The organism is Paenibacillus sp. FSL H8-0259, from assembly GCF_037963255.1.
Classification (GTDB): domain Bacteria; phylum Bacillota; class Bacilli; order Paenibacillales; family Paenibacillaceae; genus Paenibacillus_AQ; species Paenibacillus_AQ phytohabitans.
This window is the reverse complement of the sequence record NZ_CP150147.1, coordinates 7,252,226-7,268,951: the sequence shown is the minus strand read 5'-3', so window position 1 is coordinate 7,268,951 and position 16,726 is coordinate 7,252,226. Positions and strand designations below refer to the sequence as shown.

General features: G+C 54.1%; 19 protein-coding genes and 1 pseudogene. 15 read left to right on the top strand and 5 right to left on the bottom strand.

Features of this window, described 5'->3' with window-relative positions:
- Positions 1-45 precede the first annotated feature (45 nt).
- Both NSU01_RS31135 and NSU01_RS31130 read right to left on the bottom strand, forming a co-directional pair.
- The gene (locus NSU01_RS31135; RefSeq protein WP_052422111.1) at positions 46-1,353 is read right to left on the bottom strand and encodes an MFS transporter; all 1,308 of its coding nucleotides are present in this window, start codon (positions 1,351-1,353) and stop codon (positions 46-48) included.
- Positions 1,354-1,920: a winged helix-turn-helix domain-containing protein gene (locus NSU01_RS31130; RefSeq protein ID WP_052422110.1), complete on the bottom strand. Its 567-nt coding sequence runs from the start codon at positions 1,918-1,920 to the stop codon at positions 1,354-1,356.
- A gap of 206 nt (positions 1,921-2,126) precedes the next feature.
- On the opposite strand from NSU01_RS31130, the gene NSU01_RS31125 reads away from it, so the two are divergent.
- The 3 genes from NSU01_RS31125 (at position 2,127) to NSU01_RS31115 (ending at position 7,301) form a co-directional block, all read left to right on the top strand.
- On the top strand, positions 2,127-2,789 hold the full coding sequence (locus NSU01_RS31125; RefSeq protein ID WP_042140004.1) for a DUF6483 family protein: 663 nt from the start codon (positions 2,127-2,129) through the stop codon (positions 2,787-2,789).
- 45 nt (positions 2,790-2,834) lie between these two features.
- Positions 2,835-4,028: an SAM-dependent methyltransferase gene (locus NSU01_RS31120; RefSeq protein WP_076248474.1), complete on the top strand. Its 1,194-nt coding sequence runs from the start codon at positions 2,835-2,837 to the stop codon at positions 4,026-4,028.
- 678 nt (positions 4,029-4,706) lie between these two features.
- Positions 4,707-7,301 (top strand): O-antigen ligase family protein, encoded by a 2,595-nt coding sequence (locus tag NSU01_RS31115; RefSeq protein WP_076248476.1) that lies wholly within the window; start codon positions 4,707-4,709, stop codon positions 7,299-7,301.
- 99 nt (positions 7,302-7,400) lie between these two features.
- Here the strand turns inward: NSU01_RS31115 and NSU01_RS31110 are convergent, their stop codons facing one another.
- Together NSU01_RS31110 and NSU01_RS31105 are read right to left on the bottom strand one after the other, a co-directional pair.
- The gene (locus tag NSU01_RS31110) at positions 7,401-8,054 is read right to left on the bottom strand and encodes an SdpI family protein (protein ID WP_076248478.1); all 654 of its coding nucleotides are present in this window, start codon (positions 8,052-8,054) and stop codon (positions 7,401-7,403) included.
- A gap of 146 nt (positions 8,055-8,200) precedes the next feature.
- Positions 8,201-8,437: pseudogene (locus tag NSU01_RS31105) on the bottom strand (autorepressor SdpR family transcription factor); the annotation flags it as partial.
- 253 nt (positions 8,438-8,690) lie between these two features.
- Here NSU01_RS31105 and NSU01_RS31100 point away from each other — a divergent pair.
- The 11 genes from NSU01_RS31100 to NSU01_RS31050 all read left to right on the top strand — a co-directional run bounded on the left by NSU01_RS31100 (position 8,691) and on the right by NSU01_RS31050 (position 14,492).
- The gene (locus tag NSU01_RS31100) at positions 8,691-9,305 is read left to right on the top strand and encodes a DedA family protein (protein ID WP_039303123.1); all 615 of its coding nucleotides are present in this window, start codon (positions 8,691-8,693) and stop codon (positions 9,303-9,305) included.
- Positions 9,302-9,868: a thioredoxin family protein gene (locus tag NSU01_RS31095; RefSeq protein ID WP_042140001.1), complete on the top strand. Its 567-nt coding sequence runs from the start codon at positions 9,302-9,304 to the stop codon at positions 9,866-9,868. Before NSU01_RS31100 ends, NSU01_RS31095 begins: the two co-directional genes overlap by 4 nt.
- Positions 9,869-9,873: 5 nt before the next feature.
- The gene (locus NSU01_RS31090; RefSeq protein WP_076248508.1) at positions 9,874-10,503 is read left to right on the top strand and encodes an MBL fold metallo-hydrolase; all 630 of its coding nucleotides are present in this window, start codon (positions 9,874-9,876) and stop codon (positions 10,501-10,503) included.
- A gap of 182 nt (positions 10,504-10,685) precedes the next feature.
- On the top strand, positions 10,686-10,892 hold the full coding sequence (locus NSU01_RS31085) for a hypothetical protein (protein ID WP_039303119.1): 207 nt from the start codon (positions 10,686-10,688) through the stop codon (positions 10,890-10,892).
- 56 nt (positions 10,893-10,948) lie between these two features.
- Positions 10,949-11,491, top strand: a complete 543-nt coding sequence (gene sigY / locus NSU01_RS31080; protein ID WP_076248480.1) for an RNA polymerase sigma factor SigY — start codon at positions 10,949-10,951, stop codon at positions 11,489-11,491.
- Positions 11,481-11,807 (top strand): YxlC family protein, encoded by a 327-nt coding sequence (locus tag NSU01_RS31075; RefSeq protein ID WP_076248482.1) that lies wholly within the window; start codon positions 11,481-11,483, stop codon positions 11,805-11,807. Before sigY ends, NSU01_RS31075 begins: the two co-directional genes overlap by 11 nt.
- Positions 11,804-12,025 carry a hypothetical protein gene (locus NSU01_RS31070; protein ID WP_076248484.1) on the top strand — a complete coding sequence of 74 codons (222 nt, stop codon included), beginning with the start codon at positions 11,804-11,806 and terminating at the stop codon, positions 12,023-12,025. Before NSU01_RS31075 ends, NSU01_RS31070 begins: the two co-directional genes overlap by 4 nt.
- 56 nt (positions 12,026-12,081) lie before the next feature.
- Entirely contained in the window at positions 12,082-12,273 is a 192-nt protein-coding gene (locus tag NSU01_RS31065) for a PLD nuclease N-terminal domain-containing protein (RefSeq protein ID WP_042139999.1), read from the top strand.
- Positions 12,273-13,187, top strand: a complete 915-nt coding sequence (locus NSU01_RS31060; protein WP_076248486.1) for an ABC transporter ATP-binding protein — start codon at positions 12,273-12,275, stop codon at positions 13,185-13,187. Before NSU01_RS31065 ends, NSU01_RS31060 begins: the two co-directional genes overlap by 1 nt.
- The gene (locus tag NSU01_RS31055; protein ID WP_076248488.1) at positions 13,184-13,951 is read left to right on the top strand and encodes an ABC transporter permease subunit; all 768 of its coding nucleotides are present in this window, start codon (positions 13,184-13,186) and stop codon (positions 13,949-13,951) included. The genes NSU01_RS31060 and NSU01_RS31055 overlap by 4 nt, the downstream gene beginning before the upstream one ends.
- Positions 13,952-14,108: 157 nt before the next feature.
- Positions 14,109-14,492, top strand: coding sequence for a hypothetical protein (locus NSU01_RS31050; RefSeq protein WP_039303101.1), 384 nt, complete (start codon positions 14,109-14,111; stop codon positions 14,490-14,492).
- 294 nt (positions 14,493-14,786) lie between these two features.
- Here the strand turns inward: NSU01_RS31050 and NSU01_RS31045 are convergent, their stop codons facing one another.
- The gene (locus NSU01_RS31045; RefSeq protein WP_042139995.1) at positions 14,787-15,650 is read right to left on the bottom strand and encodes a PocR ligand-binding domain-containing protein; all 864 of its coding nucleotides are present in this window, start codon (positions 15,648-15,650) and stop codon (positions 14,787-14,789) included.
- A 101-nt stretch (positions 15,651-15,751) separates the two neighbouring features.
- Here NSU01_RS31045 and NSU01_RS31040 point away from each other — a divergent pair, with 101 nt between their 5' ends.
- Positions 15,752-16,711: an acetylxylan esterase gene (locus NSU01_RS31040; RefSeq protein ID WP_042139994.1), complete on the top strand. Its 960-nt coding sequence runs from the start codon at positions 15,752-15,754 to the stop codon at positions 16,709-16,711.
- Positions 16,712-16,726: the final 15 nt, after the last annotated feature.

Sequence of the window (16,726 nt, the reverse complement as noted above, 5' to 3'; positions counted from 1 at the left end):
CGGATGGCGGAGTGCTGCTTCTTTGTGCTGGCCGCGCTGCGGCTTTTATTGAAATTTACGGATAGCCGGAACGCAGAGCACGAGAGCGACACAGGTAAGTCCCAGACTGGAGAAAATAATTATGGTCGGAACCCCGCCAATCAGGTCGGCCAGCCAGCCGACAAAGATATAGCCGACCGGCAGCAGGGCGAAGGAGCCGAATAAATCGAGACTGGCTACCCGTCCGAAGGCTTCCTTCGGAACCAGCTCCTGCAGGCTGATCTCCCAGATCAGTCCGAATATCATCAGCCCGAAGCCTTCAAGTGCAAAGAAAGCGATGGCTGCAGCCGGAGTACCCGCAAACGGCATCAGCAGCAGAGCCACACCACCCAGCATAGCACCGCCGTAAGCCATAATGCCGCGGTTCTTCCATTTCGGCCGCAGTCCGAACAGCAAGCCTGCGATAATTGCGCCTACACCGGAGAAAGTAACGGCAAGCCCGTAGACATAAGGAGGCCAGCCGTGATGGACCTTGAAGAGCCAGGGAAGAAGGACACTGCTGATCCCCGCGTAGCAGATGTTGATGAAGCAGAAGGCCAGAATCGTAATCCACAGCCAGGGGTGGCTGCGCAGAACGGAGATTCCCTCGATGAAATCCTCTTTCCAGTTAGGAGTATCCGGGGCTTCAGTATCCGGAAGAACGGAGGCCGCGGAATCTGCGGCGGGTCCGGGCTGTAATTTGACGATCAGCACTCTGCGCAGGTAGACAAGGCAGATTAGGGAGATCAGATAAGTGAAGGCATCCAGGCCGAAGCCGACACCTGCGGACAGGTGAGTGATCAGCAGGCCGCCCAGTGCGGGGCCGATCAGGCGTACGGACTGGGTAGTGATTTGGGTCAGTGAATTCGCAGCCACGCGGATGTCCGGAGTGAATACTGTGGCCCGGACTGCAGCATAAGCAGGCTGGAATAGACCATCGAGAAGGCCGTAGAAGGCTACCAGGATATAGAGCAGCGGAATACTGAGTATTCCGGTCAGGGCCAAGACTGCCGTTATCATCATCACGGCAAAGCGGGCAATATCGGCCAGCATCATAATCCGCACACGGTCGTAACGGTCCACGATATGTCCGGATACCGGAAGCATGATCACATTCGGCAGCATGTAAGCGGCCATAACCAGACCCATCGTGGTGGTTGATCCGGTCAGTGAATAGACGAGGACGGGCAGAATGACCATCGTCACCGAGCTGCCGAGGAATGAAATTAAATGTCCCAGCCACAGATAGGGAAAAGCGCGTGAGCGGACAAAAGGAGCAGCGAAACCCTGCAGCGGATTGCGCCTTTCCTGTCCGGCAGGAGCGGCGGTATTCATCTACTCCTGTACCTCCGCATCTGTATCCGTCTCCGGAGCAGGCTCAGCAGACTGCAGACGGCCCATCACGATTTCAACACCATACTCGTCACCGGCAGTCACTTTAGATTCCCAGGCGGTGATCAGCTCCAGCATCTCCTGATGGAATTTCGCAAGCTCCGGAGGAGAGAGGGTGAGTCTGGTAATGAAATGCTCCACCTGGTCTTCTTGGCGGAAGTGGAAGCTGCTAAGCTGTTCCGAGCGGAACATCGTCCCTTTGGAGCGGTAGAATTTCTGGATGATGCCTCCTGCTGCTTCGGTGCGGACAAGCTCCAGGAGCCCGCCCTCATAGAGCTTGATGATGTGGTAGTGGATGTTCCCCGGTGTCTTGTTCAGCTTCCCGGCAACCTGCTTGGACGTGAGGGGTTCCCCCGACAGTGTATGCATGATCTTAATCCGTAAGGCGCTTTCCAGCAGCTTATCCTGTTCCGGGGTGACCTTCAAAGGCTGTACGTTATCTTCCAGTTGAGACTTGCTTGAAGCAGCTGCTTCCGGCTGGCTTTGCCCCGGGTCAGCGGGTTGTGACATCACGTTTCCTCCTATAAATCGATCTGTGTAACAGTGTGATCTGGATTTCAGATTGGTTATTTGTATTGTATTTGAGGCTGTTACTTTATGTCAAGAGCAATCAGTAGCATTGTAACAAGTGTTGGCTGAAGGACAGGGGTTATGCCAGGTGGCGCAGGCGGGTGGAATGGTTTAAGATGATTTCAAAGGCGAAAGGGTGAGCAAACATGTTCCGGAGAGATTATATCGTGCGCATGATCGAGGATATGACGGCAATGGTTGCCAAGGTAATGACCTTGAAGCAGGATAAAAAAACAACAGAAGCCCTGTGGGAAGTGGACGAGCTGCTGATGCGGCATTTCCGCATAAATTCCCGTCTGCTCAATTCGCTGTCCGTAGAGGACATTATTGATATGTTTCGTCTCGGCGGTGTGCTGGAGTCCGATAAGCTGCAAGGGGTAGCCCGGCTGCTGAAGGAGGAAGGCGGTATTTACGCGGCAAAAGGGGATCAGGATCAAGCCCTGTTCAGGGCGATGCGGTCCTTGCATCTGTTTTTGTATGCGGATCTGCATGGTGCGGACCGTGAGCTGCTGAACATGACGGGCGATATCAAGGAGTTATTGGAGGAAGTAGAGCCTTACCGCCTCCCGGCCAAAACAGAGCGGCTGCTGATGGCCTACCAGGAATCCATGGGACATTACGCCAAAGCGGAGAACAGCCTGTACCGGTTATGGGAGCAAGGGGAGGATGTTGCGGCGGAGGGCAGGGAGCTGTACGGACGGCTGCTGCTGTTGAGTCCGGAGCGGTTAGCCCAGGGGGGGCTTCCTCTGGAGGAAGTGCAGCAGGGCGGGGAAGAATGGAGCAAGCTTACGGTTAATGCTATAATATAACGATATTCAGGAGACAACGTGCTCCATTTATAAATTGAAAGTGAGATGTACCCATTGGAATCTTTGAAAGCATTGATCGACCAAGTGATTACCGGCCGTACGCTGATTACGGCTACATTAAGCCAGCTGCGCAGCAAGGGTGGGGTCACCTACAGCAAAGTGCAGATCAAACCTGTTGAATTAAAGGGCAAGCTGCACTATCAGTTCGCCTACTATATCGGCCCTAAGGTCGAACACCGCAATATTCCGGCAGAGGATGCCGCTGAGGAAATGCTGGCTTTGCTGAGAGAGACCTTCCGCCAAGGCCTGCTCTGTACCGCCAGTGCCGACTACCAGGTGCTGATCAGCAAAAAATACAAGGTGTCCATTCTGACCAAGTCTGCCAGCAAACAGGAGGCACCGGACCTGGCACATAACCGCCGGAAGCAGTATGTCCTTGACGAAGGAGAACCTGTGCCGTTTCTCGTAGAGCTGGGCATTATGAACAGCGAAGGCAAAGTGCTGGCTAAGAAATATGATAAGTTCCGCCAGATTAACCGGTTCCTGGAGATGGTCCAGGATGTGCTCGGTGATCTTCCGGCAGGCCGTCCGCTGACGATTGTGGATTTCGGCTGCGGCAAATCCTATCTGACCTTTGCACTGTACCACTATCTGGCCGTCCGTGAGCAGCGGGAGCTGAATATAGTCGGTCTTGATCTGAAGGCGGATGTCATTGCGCACTGCGGTGCCCTCGCTGCCAAGCTGGGCTACGACCGTCTGCAGTTCCTTGTCGGTGATATCGCTGACTATAATGAACTGGACCAGGTGGACATGGTTGTTACCCTGCATGCCTGTGATACAGCTACAGATGCAGCTCTGGAGAAGGCGGTACGCTGGGGCGCATCGGTCATCCTCTCGGTGCCTTGCTGCCAGCATGAGCTGTTCGCCCAGGTGCAGAGCGATGTGCTGAGTCCGCTGCTGTCACACGGAATCCTGAAGGAACGCTTCTCGGCACTGGCCACGGATGCAATCCGGGCCAAGCTGCTCGATCTGATGGGTTACCGCAGCCAGCTGCTGGAATTCATCGACATGGAGCATACGCCGAAGAACATTCTAATCCGTGCCGTGCGGAGCGACAGCGGCGACAACGCCGCCAAATGGCGCGAGTACACCGCGTTCCGCGATTTTCTCGCTGCCAAGCCTTATCTGGAGCGCGTCTGCTCTGATCTGCTGCCCGGGGGGAATGCGGAGCTTAATTAATCAACTTAATAGTTCAGAGTATGACAGAACGGCTGCTTCCTATGGGGGGCGGCTGTTTTTGTGCAAATATAATTTATTTCTCGCTGAAAGGGTGCCGTCCTTTAATAGGACCGCAAAGTCGGTTCCACTTGGGATTGCTATTGGAAGCTTCGGCCGCTATTGCGGTGCTGCTGTGGTGTTAATGGAGTGCAGCTGTGGTGCAGCTGTAGACGCTGATGGAGTGCTGATGTAGTGCTAACTGTGGTACTGTGGTGCTGTGGTGCTGCTGTAGCGCATCTGTAGTGAATTCGTATTGTTAGTGCTATTTTAGTGCTGTTTTCGTACTTTTGTAGGGCCATCTGTGATGCCCTGAATTAAATTCTTGCATCAAATACAACAATTCTTTCATTATGCCGCCTCTAATCGGGAATTGTTGTACAAAATGCAGCATTTCCCCTCCCCCAAGCCGATTTATGAAACTATTCTTGTATTTTGTACAACAATCCATCCAAACACCCGGGTATTTCTGAAGCAAAGTTGTAATACATACAACATTTCGAATAATCCCGCTTGACTACCAGCTCTTAAGCGTTTATTTCCCCAATCTTAGACTTAAGTGTGGTTCATATAGCGACTTTCTTTTGCATTGCTATAGATATGGGAAGACTGTAAGCAACAATAAGAATAGGGGATTTAGAAATGCGGATAAATCGGTTTCAGCAGTACGGAGGAATGGCGGTCACTCTGGCTTGCAGTTTGGCGGTGATAGCAGCGGGCGGAGCGGCCTGTGTGCTGCGAGGATTCTTTTTTGCCAAGGAAATGTATCTCTTCCTGACCCTATGGTTTGTGTTGTGCGGAGTTCTAACCCTAGGAGGACTTGTCCTGTATGCCGCCTCCGGCTGGGAAAAGCGGCTAAAGCCGCAGGGGGGGCCGGCGGGGAAGACGGAGACCGTGCGGGCGCTACCTGGAGGGGGCGTGAAGGAAGATATAGCTGAAGCTGAGAGGTTAGCCGGAAGTGTGCGGTTGGTGACAGATAATGCCGGGAAGATTGCTGTAACGCAGGCAGCAGATGAGGCAGTGTCCGGGAGTGGCCGTATGTTGGAGGGCAGTATGAGTAGAGTTACGGGGTTGAGGGCGATTGTATGGTTGTTGCCGGGCTGCTGCATTGTCATCTGTATTCTTTACGCTATTCATGCATTCCGTGGCCCCCTATCCTCGCAGGGAACATTGGATGAATTGCTGCGCTGGGGATTCTACGCCAGCTTTGCTGTATTTGCTGTACTTGTGGCGGGAACACGCCGGGGAGGAACTCTTCTTGCAGCGGTCTGGCATCTGCTGGGTCTCGTGATCAGCCTGTCTGCCTTATTGGCGGTATGCGGTGGCCTGCCGGTTCCTTACGCGGTAGCCTACAGCCAGTCACCTGAGGTCAGTGCGACCGGTGCCCGGCTGGCCGGACTGCTCCAGTATCCGAATGCCTTTGGCGCGGTGATGGCCGTGTTTCTGCTGGAACGGCTATTTGCTGCTGCTTATGGCTTCAGGCTGACTGGTCCTTCGGGAACCGTGAGTGGAGAAGACTGCGCAGAGGGAGAGGTTGAAGCATCCCGTGGAACGGTAAACCGGGCGGAGCAGGAGAACATAGCCAGCGGTGGAGCGAAGGATGGAACGGTAAGCAGAGCGGAGCAGGAGAACATAGTCAGCGGTGGAGCGAAGGATGGAACGGTAAGCAGAGCGGAGCAGGAGAACATAGCCAGCGGTGAAGCGGAGGGTGGAGCGAAGGGTGGAGCGGTAAGCAGAGCGGACCGTGCACGGGGCTGGTCTGCAGAGCTGTGGCGGACAGCGGCGCGCCTGCTGCCGCTGTTCCCGTACGCCGCCGCGCTGCTGCTCAGCGAGTCGCGCGGCGCATGGCTGGCTGCGGCCTCCGCCGGCGCCGCAGCCCTGCTCTGGAAGCGGCAGCTGTCCGCGCCGCTTCTAATCACCGGCGCCGCGCCTGTGGCCGCCGCGGCGCTCCTGTACCGCCAGCTGGCCCGTACCGGGCTGGCGGCAGAGCCCTTGCCCGGCCTGCTGCTGCTGGCCGGGCTCTGGGCCGGCGCGCTGCTAGCCGGCCTATGGCTGCACCGCCGCAGCTGCCGCGCGGCGGGCTGGCACCGCGCCGCCATGCTGGCGCTGGCGGCGGGGGCCTGGACGGCGGCAGCCAGCGCCGTCCTGCTGCAGGTACGCGCGCGGATCACGGGGCCGTCCCCGACGGCCGCCGCGCGCGGGCTCTTCTACCGCGATGCCTGGAAGCTCGCGGCAGAGGCGCCCTGGCTGGGGCGCGGGGGCGAGACCTGGCGGCATTCGTACCTCGCCGCCCAGTCCCGCCCCTATGTAGGCAGCCAGGTGCACAGCGGTTATCTCGACATCCTGCTCAATCTGGGGACAGCCGGTCTGGCTGCTGTCCTCCTGCTGCTGCTGGCCGCAGGCTGGCTCGTATTCAAGGCGTCACCAAGGCTGCTTCCGCCTCTGCTTGTCATCATCCTGCATAGCGCAGTTGATTTTGACTGGAGCTACGGATTGATATGGCTGCTGCTCCTGCTGCTGCCTGCATGGGCTCTTGCAGAAACCATACATCGGCCAGTTGCGGAGGATACCGCCATCCTTACAGGGCTGCGGCGATCATGGCCGTATGCAGCAATCGCCGTTCTCTGCGTCTTGACCTTTATGCTAAGCATCCTTTCATATCAGGCAATGAGAGGGGCTGCTTTGTACAAGCAGGCCGCCCGCGTAAGCGGTGATCCTGCTGCACAAACTGCGCTGCTGCGGCAATCGCTGGCATGGAATCCAAGAGAGCCGCAGACGGCGGCCGCATTATCACGGCTGCTTCCAGAGGAGCAGGGAATGGACCTGCTGCTGGACAGTTTGCAATTTTCCCCCGGAGATGCTGCTCTGCACTGGGAACTTGCAGAGCGTTATCTGCAAGGCCGCGATCCGGGTGAGGCCTTGTACTGGGTGCGCCGCAGCCTGAAGGCGGACATATTTAACGCCGCCAAAAGACTGGCGGCGATTGAAGGGATGCTTAAAATGGCCGAACGCGGATGGGCGGAAGGGAACAGGCAGAGGGCTGCAGACAGCGCAGCTGCCGGACTGGAACTGCTGCGGCAATACAGCCTGCTTGCCGGCAGGGAGCATAGTGCAGGCCGGCGGCATAATGACCGCGGCTTCGGGATCAATGAGCAAGCCGAAGGGGTTTACCTTCGGCTGAGAGCTTTGCAGGCACTGGCTACGCTTGAGGAGCGGGAGAAGATTGTGGCCCGCTGAACACTGAAGCTCTAAGCAGGCACTCTGTCCGGCTGAATTCATTACATGTGCATCTCCAGTAGTGTTCTTCCGAATCTCGGTGCAGTCCTGCTGCCGGCTTCAGGCCTTGATCCTCCTAGAGATCAGCCACGAATACACATAAGGCACGATAGTAGCGATAACCAGGGCGGTAATGATCATGCTGACCGACAGAGCTTTTGGCATAAATGCCCCCAGTGCAATCAGCAGTCCGCCAATCACCCACATGATTCCGGAGAGACGGTGGGTCTTCCGCCAGACTACAGGGTTAGCCAGCGTCCAGGGTGTACGGACACCCGTGAAATAATTATCCCTGATCTGCGGCATGAAGTTTCCGATCACTATAAACAGCAGCCCGAGACTCACAGTAGCCCACTTCCCGGCGGCAAATTGCTCATCCAGACCGTGCGTGACCGACAGCACAAGTGCAGCATCGCATATAATGCCCACTGCCAGGCGGATCATTTTATAAGCGCTTTGAAACTTAGTGTAGTTCTCTCTTTTGGGATCAATTGTACGCATAAACTGCATGGCTATAGGGAAGATCAGTCCCATGAAGGAGAAAAAAGCAATGAGGGAGCCCTTGCTCCAGTAAGTGTTAACCTTGCCTGTAATGCTGAACTGGGCAGGAAGCTGATCCGGCAGCCTGCCGTAATTCAACAATGCGTAGCCCAGCGAGAACAATCCCAGAATGACAATCAGTGTGTCCTGCCATTTCCATTGGAAATCCTTCATCTTGATTCACCCTCCGTGTCCAAATAATGCTCCCGGCTCCTGGTCCCCTTTGAACCTGCGCCTTTTGAGCCTAACGCATCTTCAGCCGGTTTATCCGCAATGGTCTTACTCTCCGTACCGTCCTTACCCGTACCCGTCAATTCCAGGAACCAGCCCAGCACCTCTTCGAGCACCGTGGAGTCCAGCGAATAGAGAATAAACTGGCCTTTCCGTTCGTCCTGCACCAGTCCCGCATGCTTCAGTGCGTTCAGATGATGGGAGATGCTGGGTTTGGACATATTGAAAAAATCGGCAATTTCTCCGGCCGTCCTATCCTTTTCCCGCAGCAGGCGGAGAATCTGTCTGCGGGTCGGATCAGCCAGCGCCTTGAAGGATTCATTCAACTCCGCAGCCCCCTTTCGACATTTAAATAATTATCTAAATGTATAATAGATCTTCATTCCACACTTTGTCAATGCTGGAATACCTGCTTTTCTATAGCAGAGAACCGAATGTCCATTTTCCATAAGTAGAAGTCGTAAGCCTGCATATGCTAGAATAGGCTAGGAGAAGCTGGATACATAGAGCGGACGAGGCTTAGGATTCTGCCAGCAGAGTGCCAGGCTGATTACGCAATACACGGAAGGAGAGCTGCAGTTGCATTTTATATCTGAACTGATTTCGCATTTATTTGAATGGATTCAGAGTTTGGGTTACTTCGGAATAATGATTGGCCTGATGATTGAAGTCATACCAAGTGAGATTGTATTGGCTTTTGGCGGCTATCTGGTCTCGCAGGGAGATATTAATTATTTTGGCGCGGTTCTGTTTGGTACAATTGGCGGGGTAGTCGCCCAGATTTTTGTGTATTGGATCGGCCGTTATGGCGGCAGACCGGTGCTGGAGAAGTACGGGAAGTATATTTTTATCAAAAAGAAGCATATTGACCATTCTGAAGAATGGTTCCAGAAATACGGGACCGGAGTAATCTTCACCGCCCGTTTTATCCCGGTTGTCCGTCATGCGATCTCTGTTCCAGCTGGTATTTCGCGCATGCCGCTCGGTAAGTTCACTATGCTGACCACGCTGGCTGTTATTCCATGGAGTGCACTGTTTGTATATCTCGGATATACTCTCGGCGATAAATGGGAGACTATTGATGAAGTCGCAGCTAAGTATACGCATGAAATCATTCTTGCCGCACTTGCGGTTATTGTTCTGTATTTCCTGTTCAAGTGGTACAAATCCAAGAAGAAAGGTAGTGCAGTATGAAACAGAATGTAGCTTCTAAATTTGGTCAGGGATTGACCCCGCGCCAGTTCGTGGAAGGCATGACGAAGAACCAGCAGGCTTTTGAATCCTGGTATGAGAAGTTTGCCTGGACAGATGAGGGTGACCGGGAATATTTCGAGAGCCTGAATCACCGGGATGATCTGAGGGTACTGATTCTGGCTGCTGACTGGTGCGGGGATGTGGTTCGTAATGTCCCTGTGGTGTTCCGCATCTTGGAGACGGCAGGCATTAAGACTGAAGTTCTGATTCTGGAAGAGAATCAGGATGTTATGGATAACTTCCTGACCATGGGCGGACGTTCGGTTCCGATCGTGATTTTTGCCGATACCGGCGGCTATGTGCTGGGCCATTGGGGACCGCGTCCGGAGCATGTACAGTCACTGATGAGAGAGTTTAAACAGCAGAACCCGGACCGCGAAGCTGCGGATTATGAGGGCAAAATCACCGAAGTGCGCAAAGCCATGGGCCAAGCCTACGGAGAAGGAACGGAATCACACGCGGTTATTGCCAAAGAGCTGCGCAGTCTGATCTCCGGATTCTAATGCCGATGCTTAATATTAGGTCTTATAATCTTGGACCGCTTCAGACGAACGCTTATCTCCTGACAGGAGCCGACCCTGCCAAAGGTGTGATTATTGATCCCGGTGCCAATCCCGCTGCTCTTCTCCGTGCTGCTGAGGGTATGGAAATAGAGGCTATCCTGCTGACTCACGCCCACTTTGATCATATTGCCGGTCTGGATGAGGTCCGCAAGGCTAAGAAGTGCCCTGTGTATATACATGCTCTGGAGAGTGATTGGCTGGGCAGTCCCAAGCTGAACGGCTCGCTGATGTGGCCTGAATCTTCCCCTCCGGTCAGTACAGATCCGGCAGAATACGATTTGGCGGAAGGCCAGATTCTGAAGCTGCTCGGTTTAACCTTCCGGGTGCTGCATACGCCTGGACACTCACCGGGGAGTGTCAGCTTCCTGTGCGGAAATGATCTGTTCTCCGGCGATGTATTGTTCAAAATGGGAGTAGGACGCACCGATCTTCCCGGCGGCAGAGAACGGGATCTGTTTGATTCGATCCGCGGTAAGCTGTACCGGCTGGATGAAGAAGTGAGGGTATTTCCCGGACATGGTCCGCGCACCTCTATCGGGTTTGAGAAGCTAAATAACCCATACGTTCCTATGTAACGGCGTGTTTATACCGGTTATGACATAATTCGGGAAATTAGAGATGGACAAGAAGATACAGAGTTGCTACAATAATGTTAATTAAATGTAACATTTACCTCGCGAAGCACGCAGACTGTGGAATAATCCCGGTTTGCGTTCTTTTTTTGTCTATATGTCTTTAATTTCATGGGAGGAAGCAGATGAAGGAAGATATGCATCACCAACTTGACTATGGGGAATTGAGAACAGACGGGGAAGGCGTGGCGGAGCAGAATTCCGTCGAGTATGCTGCAGAGAATGGGGATAACAAGATATCTCTGTTCTGGCGCTTCCCCAGAGGCAAGGGAGCCGTCCAGCCGTGGAGGCGCAGGCTGTGGGAATTGCAGAATAATTCTGACCCTGAATGAACGATCTACAATACATAATCGTATTACAGAGGTGAGGAAGAGAAAGAGGAGGGACTATGGGCGACGGGACGCTGGAGAAGATCAGACTGGCGCAGCAGGGGGATGCCAAGGCAACAGCTATGCTGCTGCGGGAGCATTATCCCTTCCTGTACAAGTATCTGATTAAAGCTACAATGGACCCTTCACTTGCGGAAGAACTGGCTCAGGATACAATGGTCAGATGCATGGAGAAGATGGGAAGTTACAATGGAAGCTCTGCATTTTCTTCATGGCTGATAACGATTGCCAGCCGGCTCTACATCGACCGCAAGCGGCGGTGGAAGCGTGAGTTGAAGTGGCAGAAGGAGCAGGCTCAGGAGCAGGGAAGCCGCAGTATCCGCTGGAGGTTTGAGAGCCGGAATATGGAGTGGAGTGAAGTGCTTGATGCCTTATCCCGCCTGTCTACTGCCCACAGAATGGCTGTACTGCTGAAGCATTATTACGGATATGGCTATGATGAAATCGGCCAGATGCTGCAGATCCCTTCCGGCACGGCCAAATCAAGGGTAGCAGCCGGATTGAATCAACTGCGAAAGGAGCTGGAAGAGGATGAGGTTTAACAGTGATGAAGAGCTGCTGAATAAGCTGTCAGCAGAACTGGAGATTCTGGATCAGTACTATGCCGATGTGGCGCCCCCCTCCTTGCCGGAGCTGGAGCAGCTTGTTGCGGCAGAAGCAATCCGCCGCGTGAAGCGGCAGCGCCGGGAACTGCTGATATTCTCTATGGTGGCTCTACTCCTGCTCAGCGTAGTGCTGTCTATTCTAAACTCTGCCCCGGCACTGTTTTGGGGCTTGCAGGCGCTATTTCCCCTGGCAGCACTTGGCAGTCTGGGAGTAGCACGGATCAGGCTGCGACGGGAGGATGCTGAAGAGTGAGTGAATTGCAGAAGGCGCCTTTGTGGCTGTGGCTTTGTATAGCTGCTGTACTAATGCTGCAGGGGACTTGGCTGTTCCGTAATGCTCAGGGCAGAGGGAAGGGCAGAATGGCCTGGTTCTGGGGGATTTGGGGCCTCACCGGTTTCCCGTCACCCGCTTTGTGTTATCTGCTGTTCGTAGTTCTCCCGGCCCGGCGGAAGGCCCGGCAGGAGCGTTGAAGGCGGACATGGAAGGCGATCTCAGAATAGCAAACTGGAGTATGGAGGGTACACGGATGGATAAAGTGAACTGGGGGTTGATTGCGCCGCTGCTGGCGCTGCAGATTCTGCTGGCGGTTGTGGGTCTGATCTCGCTGGCCAGGACAGAGCAGGTCCGCGGGCCCAAATGGATGTGGGTGCTGCTCCTGGTATTTGGTAACCTGCTAGGAAGTATAGCTTATTTCACACTGGGAAGGAAAGAACTCTGATGCCGCTGCTTGAGGTTACGAATCTCCGCAAAAGCTTTGGCGGACATCCCTCCGTGGACGGCATCAGCTTCGGGGCCGAAGCCGGGCGTTGTGTCGCTTTGCTGGGACCCAATGGAGCAGGCAAAACCACCACACTGCGCATGCTTGCCGGTCTGCTCCCGCCTACCGGCGGGAGCATCTCCTTTGGCGGCGCTCCTCCCGGAACGGATTACCGCCGGCAGCTTGGTTATCTGCCGCAGTCTCCGGCTTTTTACAGCTGGATGAGCGGACTCGAATATATGATCTTTGCCGCCGAGCTTAGCGGCATGGCCGCCAAAGAAGCGGCAGCGGTGTCGGGCGCAGTGCTGGAGCGCGTGGGGCTTAGCTCCGCAGCGCGCCGCCGGATCGGCGGATATTCCGGCGGTATGAAGCAGCGCCTGGGGCTGGCCCAGGCCTTAGTGCACCGCCCGCGTATGCTGCTGCTTGACGAGCCTGTCTCTGCGCTTGATCCTATAGGGCGCCGGGAAGTGATGGAGCTGCTGCGGGACATCCGGGAAGAGACAACTGTGATTTTCTCCACCCATGTGCTGCATGATGCGGAAGAGATATGCGATGACGTCATATTGATGAACAGGGGAGCTATAGCTGTGCAGGGGACCTTGGCCCGTCTCCGGGCAGAGTACAGTCTTCCGGTTATCAGAATAACCACAGCGAAGGAAGACAAGGCTGTCCGGTGGCTGGAGGAGCTTAAGCACAAAGCTTTTATTGAAGAAGCAAGTATTTCGGACGGCAGGGCAGTCTTTAACGTAAGCGATGTCGGGCTCGCGCGCCGGATGATTCTGCAGGAAGCGGCAGGGCTGGATATTCCGCTGCTGCAATTTGAAGCAGGTTCATCAACGCTGGAGGACCTGTTTATGAAAGTGGTGGGAACATGAGCAAGCTCTGGGCCCTGTATTCGAGAGAGATGCTGGAGGCAGTGCGCAGCTATAAGCTGATCTGGATACCTGTAGTGTTCATTATTCTGGGTATCATGCAGCCGCTGGTCACCTTTTATATGGCTGATATACTGGCAGCCTCTTCAAATGTCCCGGCAGGATTTATGGACAGCTACGAGATGCCTGGGGCCGCTGCGGTAATGGCTCAGGCTCTGGGCCAATACGGAACGATTGGCATCCTGATTCTGGCGCTGGGGACAATGAACAGCCTGGCCGGGGAGCGGAGCAGCGGGACAGCCGAGCTGCTGATGGCCAGACCTGTTTCACCGGTATCCATCGTTGTTGCCAAATGGGCGGCAAATTTCACAGTGCTGATAATTGCACTGGTATTGGGGGTCGCGGGAGCGGCTTATTATACAGTCCAGCTAATGGGGAGCTTGGCCTGGGGCACAGTTGCGGCGGCTTCAGGACTCTATGCACTCTGGCTGCTGTGTGCGGTGTCACTTACGCTGCTCTTCAGCGCCTGGCTGCGCGGACCTGCTGCTGCCGGGTTTGCTCTCCTGCTGGCTGTTGGCATGAGTCTTGCCCACAGCCTGCTGCCTTCCAGGACTGCCTGGTTGCCTGCAGCGCTTCCTGGAATGTCTGCCGACGTGCTTGCAGAAGGCAGAGTAACCGGCGGGCCGATGATCTCAGCAGCCGTGTTAATCGTTGCTTGTATTGCTGGAGCTTCGCTGCTCATTCGCAGGAATAAATTGCCGAATTGATAAAATTGCAATGGAATAGCACGTTTTCAAGAATTTTCAGAGTATTTTCTGCGAAAAATCATCGGACTACTCTCCTGCGGCTGGACAGCTCTATCTTTTTTTAGTAGACTGTTGAAACAAGCAGAACCATGATAGATTTTGGTCAGGAGGTAGGACGATGCTGCGTTTAGGAGAGAAGATTGTCATTGTCGCGGACGCTTTTGAGCAGAGTCTTCCTATCGGAGACTACGGCTACCTAATTGCTTACGACCGCAATCCAGATAATGCGTTTGATTATGTCATTCGTGTTCCCGAGGCCAATAGAAATTTCTATGTTACGGCGGAGGATATTGAGGCCGAAGAGCAATTGCTGGTACTAGAAGCTGAAAGAGCCACGCACGAAGCTTTGATAGATTATGCTCTATCGACGTACAACGAGAAGCTGTTCCATCATTTGATGAACGGTGAGGAAGTTGAAGCGGAAGAGCTGGAGACAACATCCAAAGAAAGTTTGTCCCAGGCGGATTTCATCAAACAGGTGAATCTTCGCGCTTGGATTTAAGCAGAGCCGGCGAAAGCCGGCTTTTTTGTTTGTCGCGTGCCCAGCCAAGCATGCATCACCCTAACCGGTGAAAATGTAGAAATGAATTAGCATTTTTTTCGCGTACAGTAGTGCACACCTTGAAACAAAATGACTATTAACTGAAACGTTTATTACTATTTTGCTCTAGGGACCGGATGATAAGATCAGCAAAGAGCAGGCAGAACTGCTATAAGCTGGGGGTGATAAAAATCGGTTATTGCGGGAAGCTGCCATGGCGCCTTCCCTGCTGTATGCGCTTCCACTCAGGTGCAATCAGAACCGGTCCAGAGTGCGTCCTTGTAAAGTGTTTTCTTTGCGGTAGACTCTGGGCAAGGTGCCGGTGACCTTTTTAAAGGCTTTGGTAAAGTAATTATAATCGGGAATGCCGACTTGCTCCGCAATTTCGTAAATCGGACTATCGGTGTCACCCAGCAGCCTTTTGGCCATTTGGATACGCAGGCTACGGATGTATTCGGCAATGCCCATGCCAAAGTTCTGCTCCGAGAGCTTGTAGAGATGGGATTTGCTGATGCTGAATTCTTTGCACAGAACGGGAACGGACAGCGGTTCCTGGATATGCTCTGTAATATAACCGTCGATCTTTTGTGCCAGCGTATCCTCCTTCAGAACCAGCATCCGGGATAGATACAGGTAGCTGGCGCTCATCTCCATGGTTTTGGCGTAAGCATCAATGACTTCCTTGGAGATGTATTTTTTTCGCTGGAAGGCGCTGTACAGTTTATTCATATCCACATTATAGGGGCTTATATTCTCACAGACCTTCTCCCATAACTCATCGCGGGACCCGGTCTGCAGCAATTGGCCGAACATAATATACCCGATGACCTGATTGTCCGTTTGAATAGGCACCACCGTTTCGGTAAGTCCGGCATGACATTGATAGGTGTAGAGGGTTTTCTCCTTTTTCACTTGGGTGCAGGCTGCCTGGTCGCAGAGGATGCACTGGGCCTCTGCGCGCGGATCACTCCGGATGATGTGGCAATATGTCGAATGACGGGTAGGATAGGCAGCCAGCTCAGTGAAGGAATTGTCGAAAATCACGGTGCGGATACCGGTCAATGTATAGAAATTGCGCAGCAATTCCTTGACTTCGGGTAGGTTGAACAACAAGCTCATGGTGCGGCCTCCTCTTCTTCCGGGTTGTTCTGCGTTGCTGGCAACATTGTACTGTATTTGATATAGGACACACAAACCAAGAGAGACGGAGGTGCTTATTAATGCCGCTAGTCGATATGCCGTTAGAACAATTATTAACGTATGAGGGACGTAATCCCCGTCCGGCCAACTTCGAGGCTTACTGGGAACAAGCACTGCAAGAGATGAGAAATACGGATGCCCGTGTTGAACTGGTGAGAAGCGGGTTTCAGGTTCCGTTCGCCGAATGCTTCCATTTGTATTTCACGGGGACAGGCGGAGCGCGTATCCATGCGAAGCTGGTCAAGCCGAAGCATGTTGCAGGTCCGCACCCGGCGGTAGTGCAGTTCCACGGGTACGCCCATCATTCGGATGACTGGGCCGACAAGCTAATCTATGCTTCCTTGGGCTTTACTATAGCCACATTGGATTGCAGAGGCCAGGGAGGACTGTCCGAAGATGTTGGCGGGGTCAAAGGAACCACACATAAAGGGCACCTGATCCGCGGACTGGATGATGCGCCCGAACGGCTGCTGTTCCGGCAGATCTATCTTGATGCGGCACAGCTCGCTGGAATTGTAATGGACATGCCGGAAGTGGATGCCGCCCGCGTCGGTGCAATCGGCGGATCGCAGGGAGGGGGGCTGGCGCTGGCCTGTGCGGCGCTTGAGCCGCGGATCAACCGGGCTGCGCCAAGTGTCCCGTTCCTGTGTGATTATAAAAGGGTATGGGAAATGGACCTGGCCAGAGATGCTTACGAGGAACTGCGGACGTTTTTCCGTCACCGCGATCCCCAGCACCTGCGGGAGGATGAGATTTTTGAACGGCTCGGCTATATTGATGTTCAACACCTGGCGGACCGGATCAGCGGGAAAGTGATGATGGGGGTAGGATTACTGGATACGGTGTGTCCGCCTTCGACGCAATTCGCCGCCTATAACCGCCTCCGCTGCGAGAAGAAACTGGAGATCTATCCCGATTTCATCCATGAGCGGCTGCCGGGCTTCGAGGACAAAACCATACAATTTCTGCTTGAAATGTGAGAGGCTAACCGCCTC

Excerpts from the sequence above, each read along its gene's own strand:
- NSU01_RS31135 (WP_052422111.1), bottom strand. The coding sequence starts at position 1,353 with ATGAATACCGCCGCTCCTGCCGGACAGGAAAGGCGCAATCCGCTGCAG.
- NSU01_RS31130 (WP_052422110.1), bottom strand. The coding sequence starts at position 1,920 with ATGTCACAACCCGCTGACCCGGGGCAAAGCCAGCCGGAAGCAGCTGCT.
- NSU01_RS31125 (WP_042140004.1), top strand. The coding sequence starts at position 2,127 with ATGTTCCGGAGAGATTATATCGTGCGCATGATCGAGGATATGACGGCA.
- NSU01_RS31120 (WP_076248474.1), top strand. The coding sequence starts at position 2,835 with ATGTACCCATTGGAATCTTTGAAAGCATTGATCGACCAAGTGATTACC.
- NSU01_RS31115 (WP_076248476.1), top strand. The coding sequence starts at position 4,707 with ATGCGGATAAATCGGTTTCAGCAGTACGGAGGAATGGCGGTCACTCTG.
- NSU01_RS31110 (WP_076248478.1), bottom strand. The coding sequence starts at position 8,054 with ATGAAGGATTTCCAATGGAAATGGCAGGACACACTGATTGTCATTCTG.
- NSU01_RS31095 (WP_042140001.1), top strand. The coding sequence starts at position 9,302 with ATGAAACAGAATGTAGCTTCTAAATTTGGTCAGGGATTGACCCCGCGC.
- NSU01_RS31090 (WP_076248508.1), top strand. The coding sequence starts at position 9,874 with ATGCTTAATATTAGGTCTTATAATCTTGGACCGCTTCAGACGAACGCT.
- NSU01_RS31085 (WP_039303119.1), top strand. The coding sequence starts at position 10,686 with ATGAAGGAAGATATGCATCACCAACTTGACTATGGGGAATTGAGAACA.
- sigY (WP_076248480.1), top strand. The coding sequence starts at position 10,949 with ATGGGCGACGGGACGCTGGAGAAGATCAGACTGGCGCAGCAGGGGGAT.
- NSU01_RS31075 (WP_076248482.1), top strand. The coding sequence starts at position 11,481 with ATGAGGTTTAACAGTGATGAAGAGCTGCTGAATAAGCTGTCAGCAGAA.
- NSU01_RS31065 (WP_042139999.1), top strand. The coding sequence starts at position 12,082 with ATGGATAAAGTGAACTGGGGGTTGATTGCGCCGCTGCTGGCGCTGCAG.
- NSU01_RS31060 (WP_076248486.1), top strand. The coding sequence starts at position 12,273 with ATGCCGCTGCTTGAGGTTACGAATCTCCGCAAAAGCTTTGGCGGACAT.
- NSU01_RS31055 (WP_076248488.1), top strand. The coding sequence starts at position 13,184 with ATGAGCAAGCTCTGGGCCCTGTATTCGAGAGAGATGCTGGAGGCAGTG.
- NSU01_RS31050 (WP_039303101.1), top strand. The coding sequence starts at position 14,109 with ATGCTGCGTTTAGGAGAGAAGATTGTCATTGTCGCGGACGCTTTTGAG.
- NSU01_RS31045 (WP_042139995.1), bottom strand. The coding sequence starts at position 15,650 with ATGAGCTTGTTGTTCAACCTACCCGAAGTCAAGGAATTGCTGCGCAAT.
- NSU01_RS31040 (WP_042139994.1), top strand. The coding sequence starts at position 15,752 with ATGCCGCTAGTCGATATGCCGTTAGAACAATTATTAACGTATGAGGGA.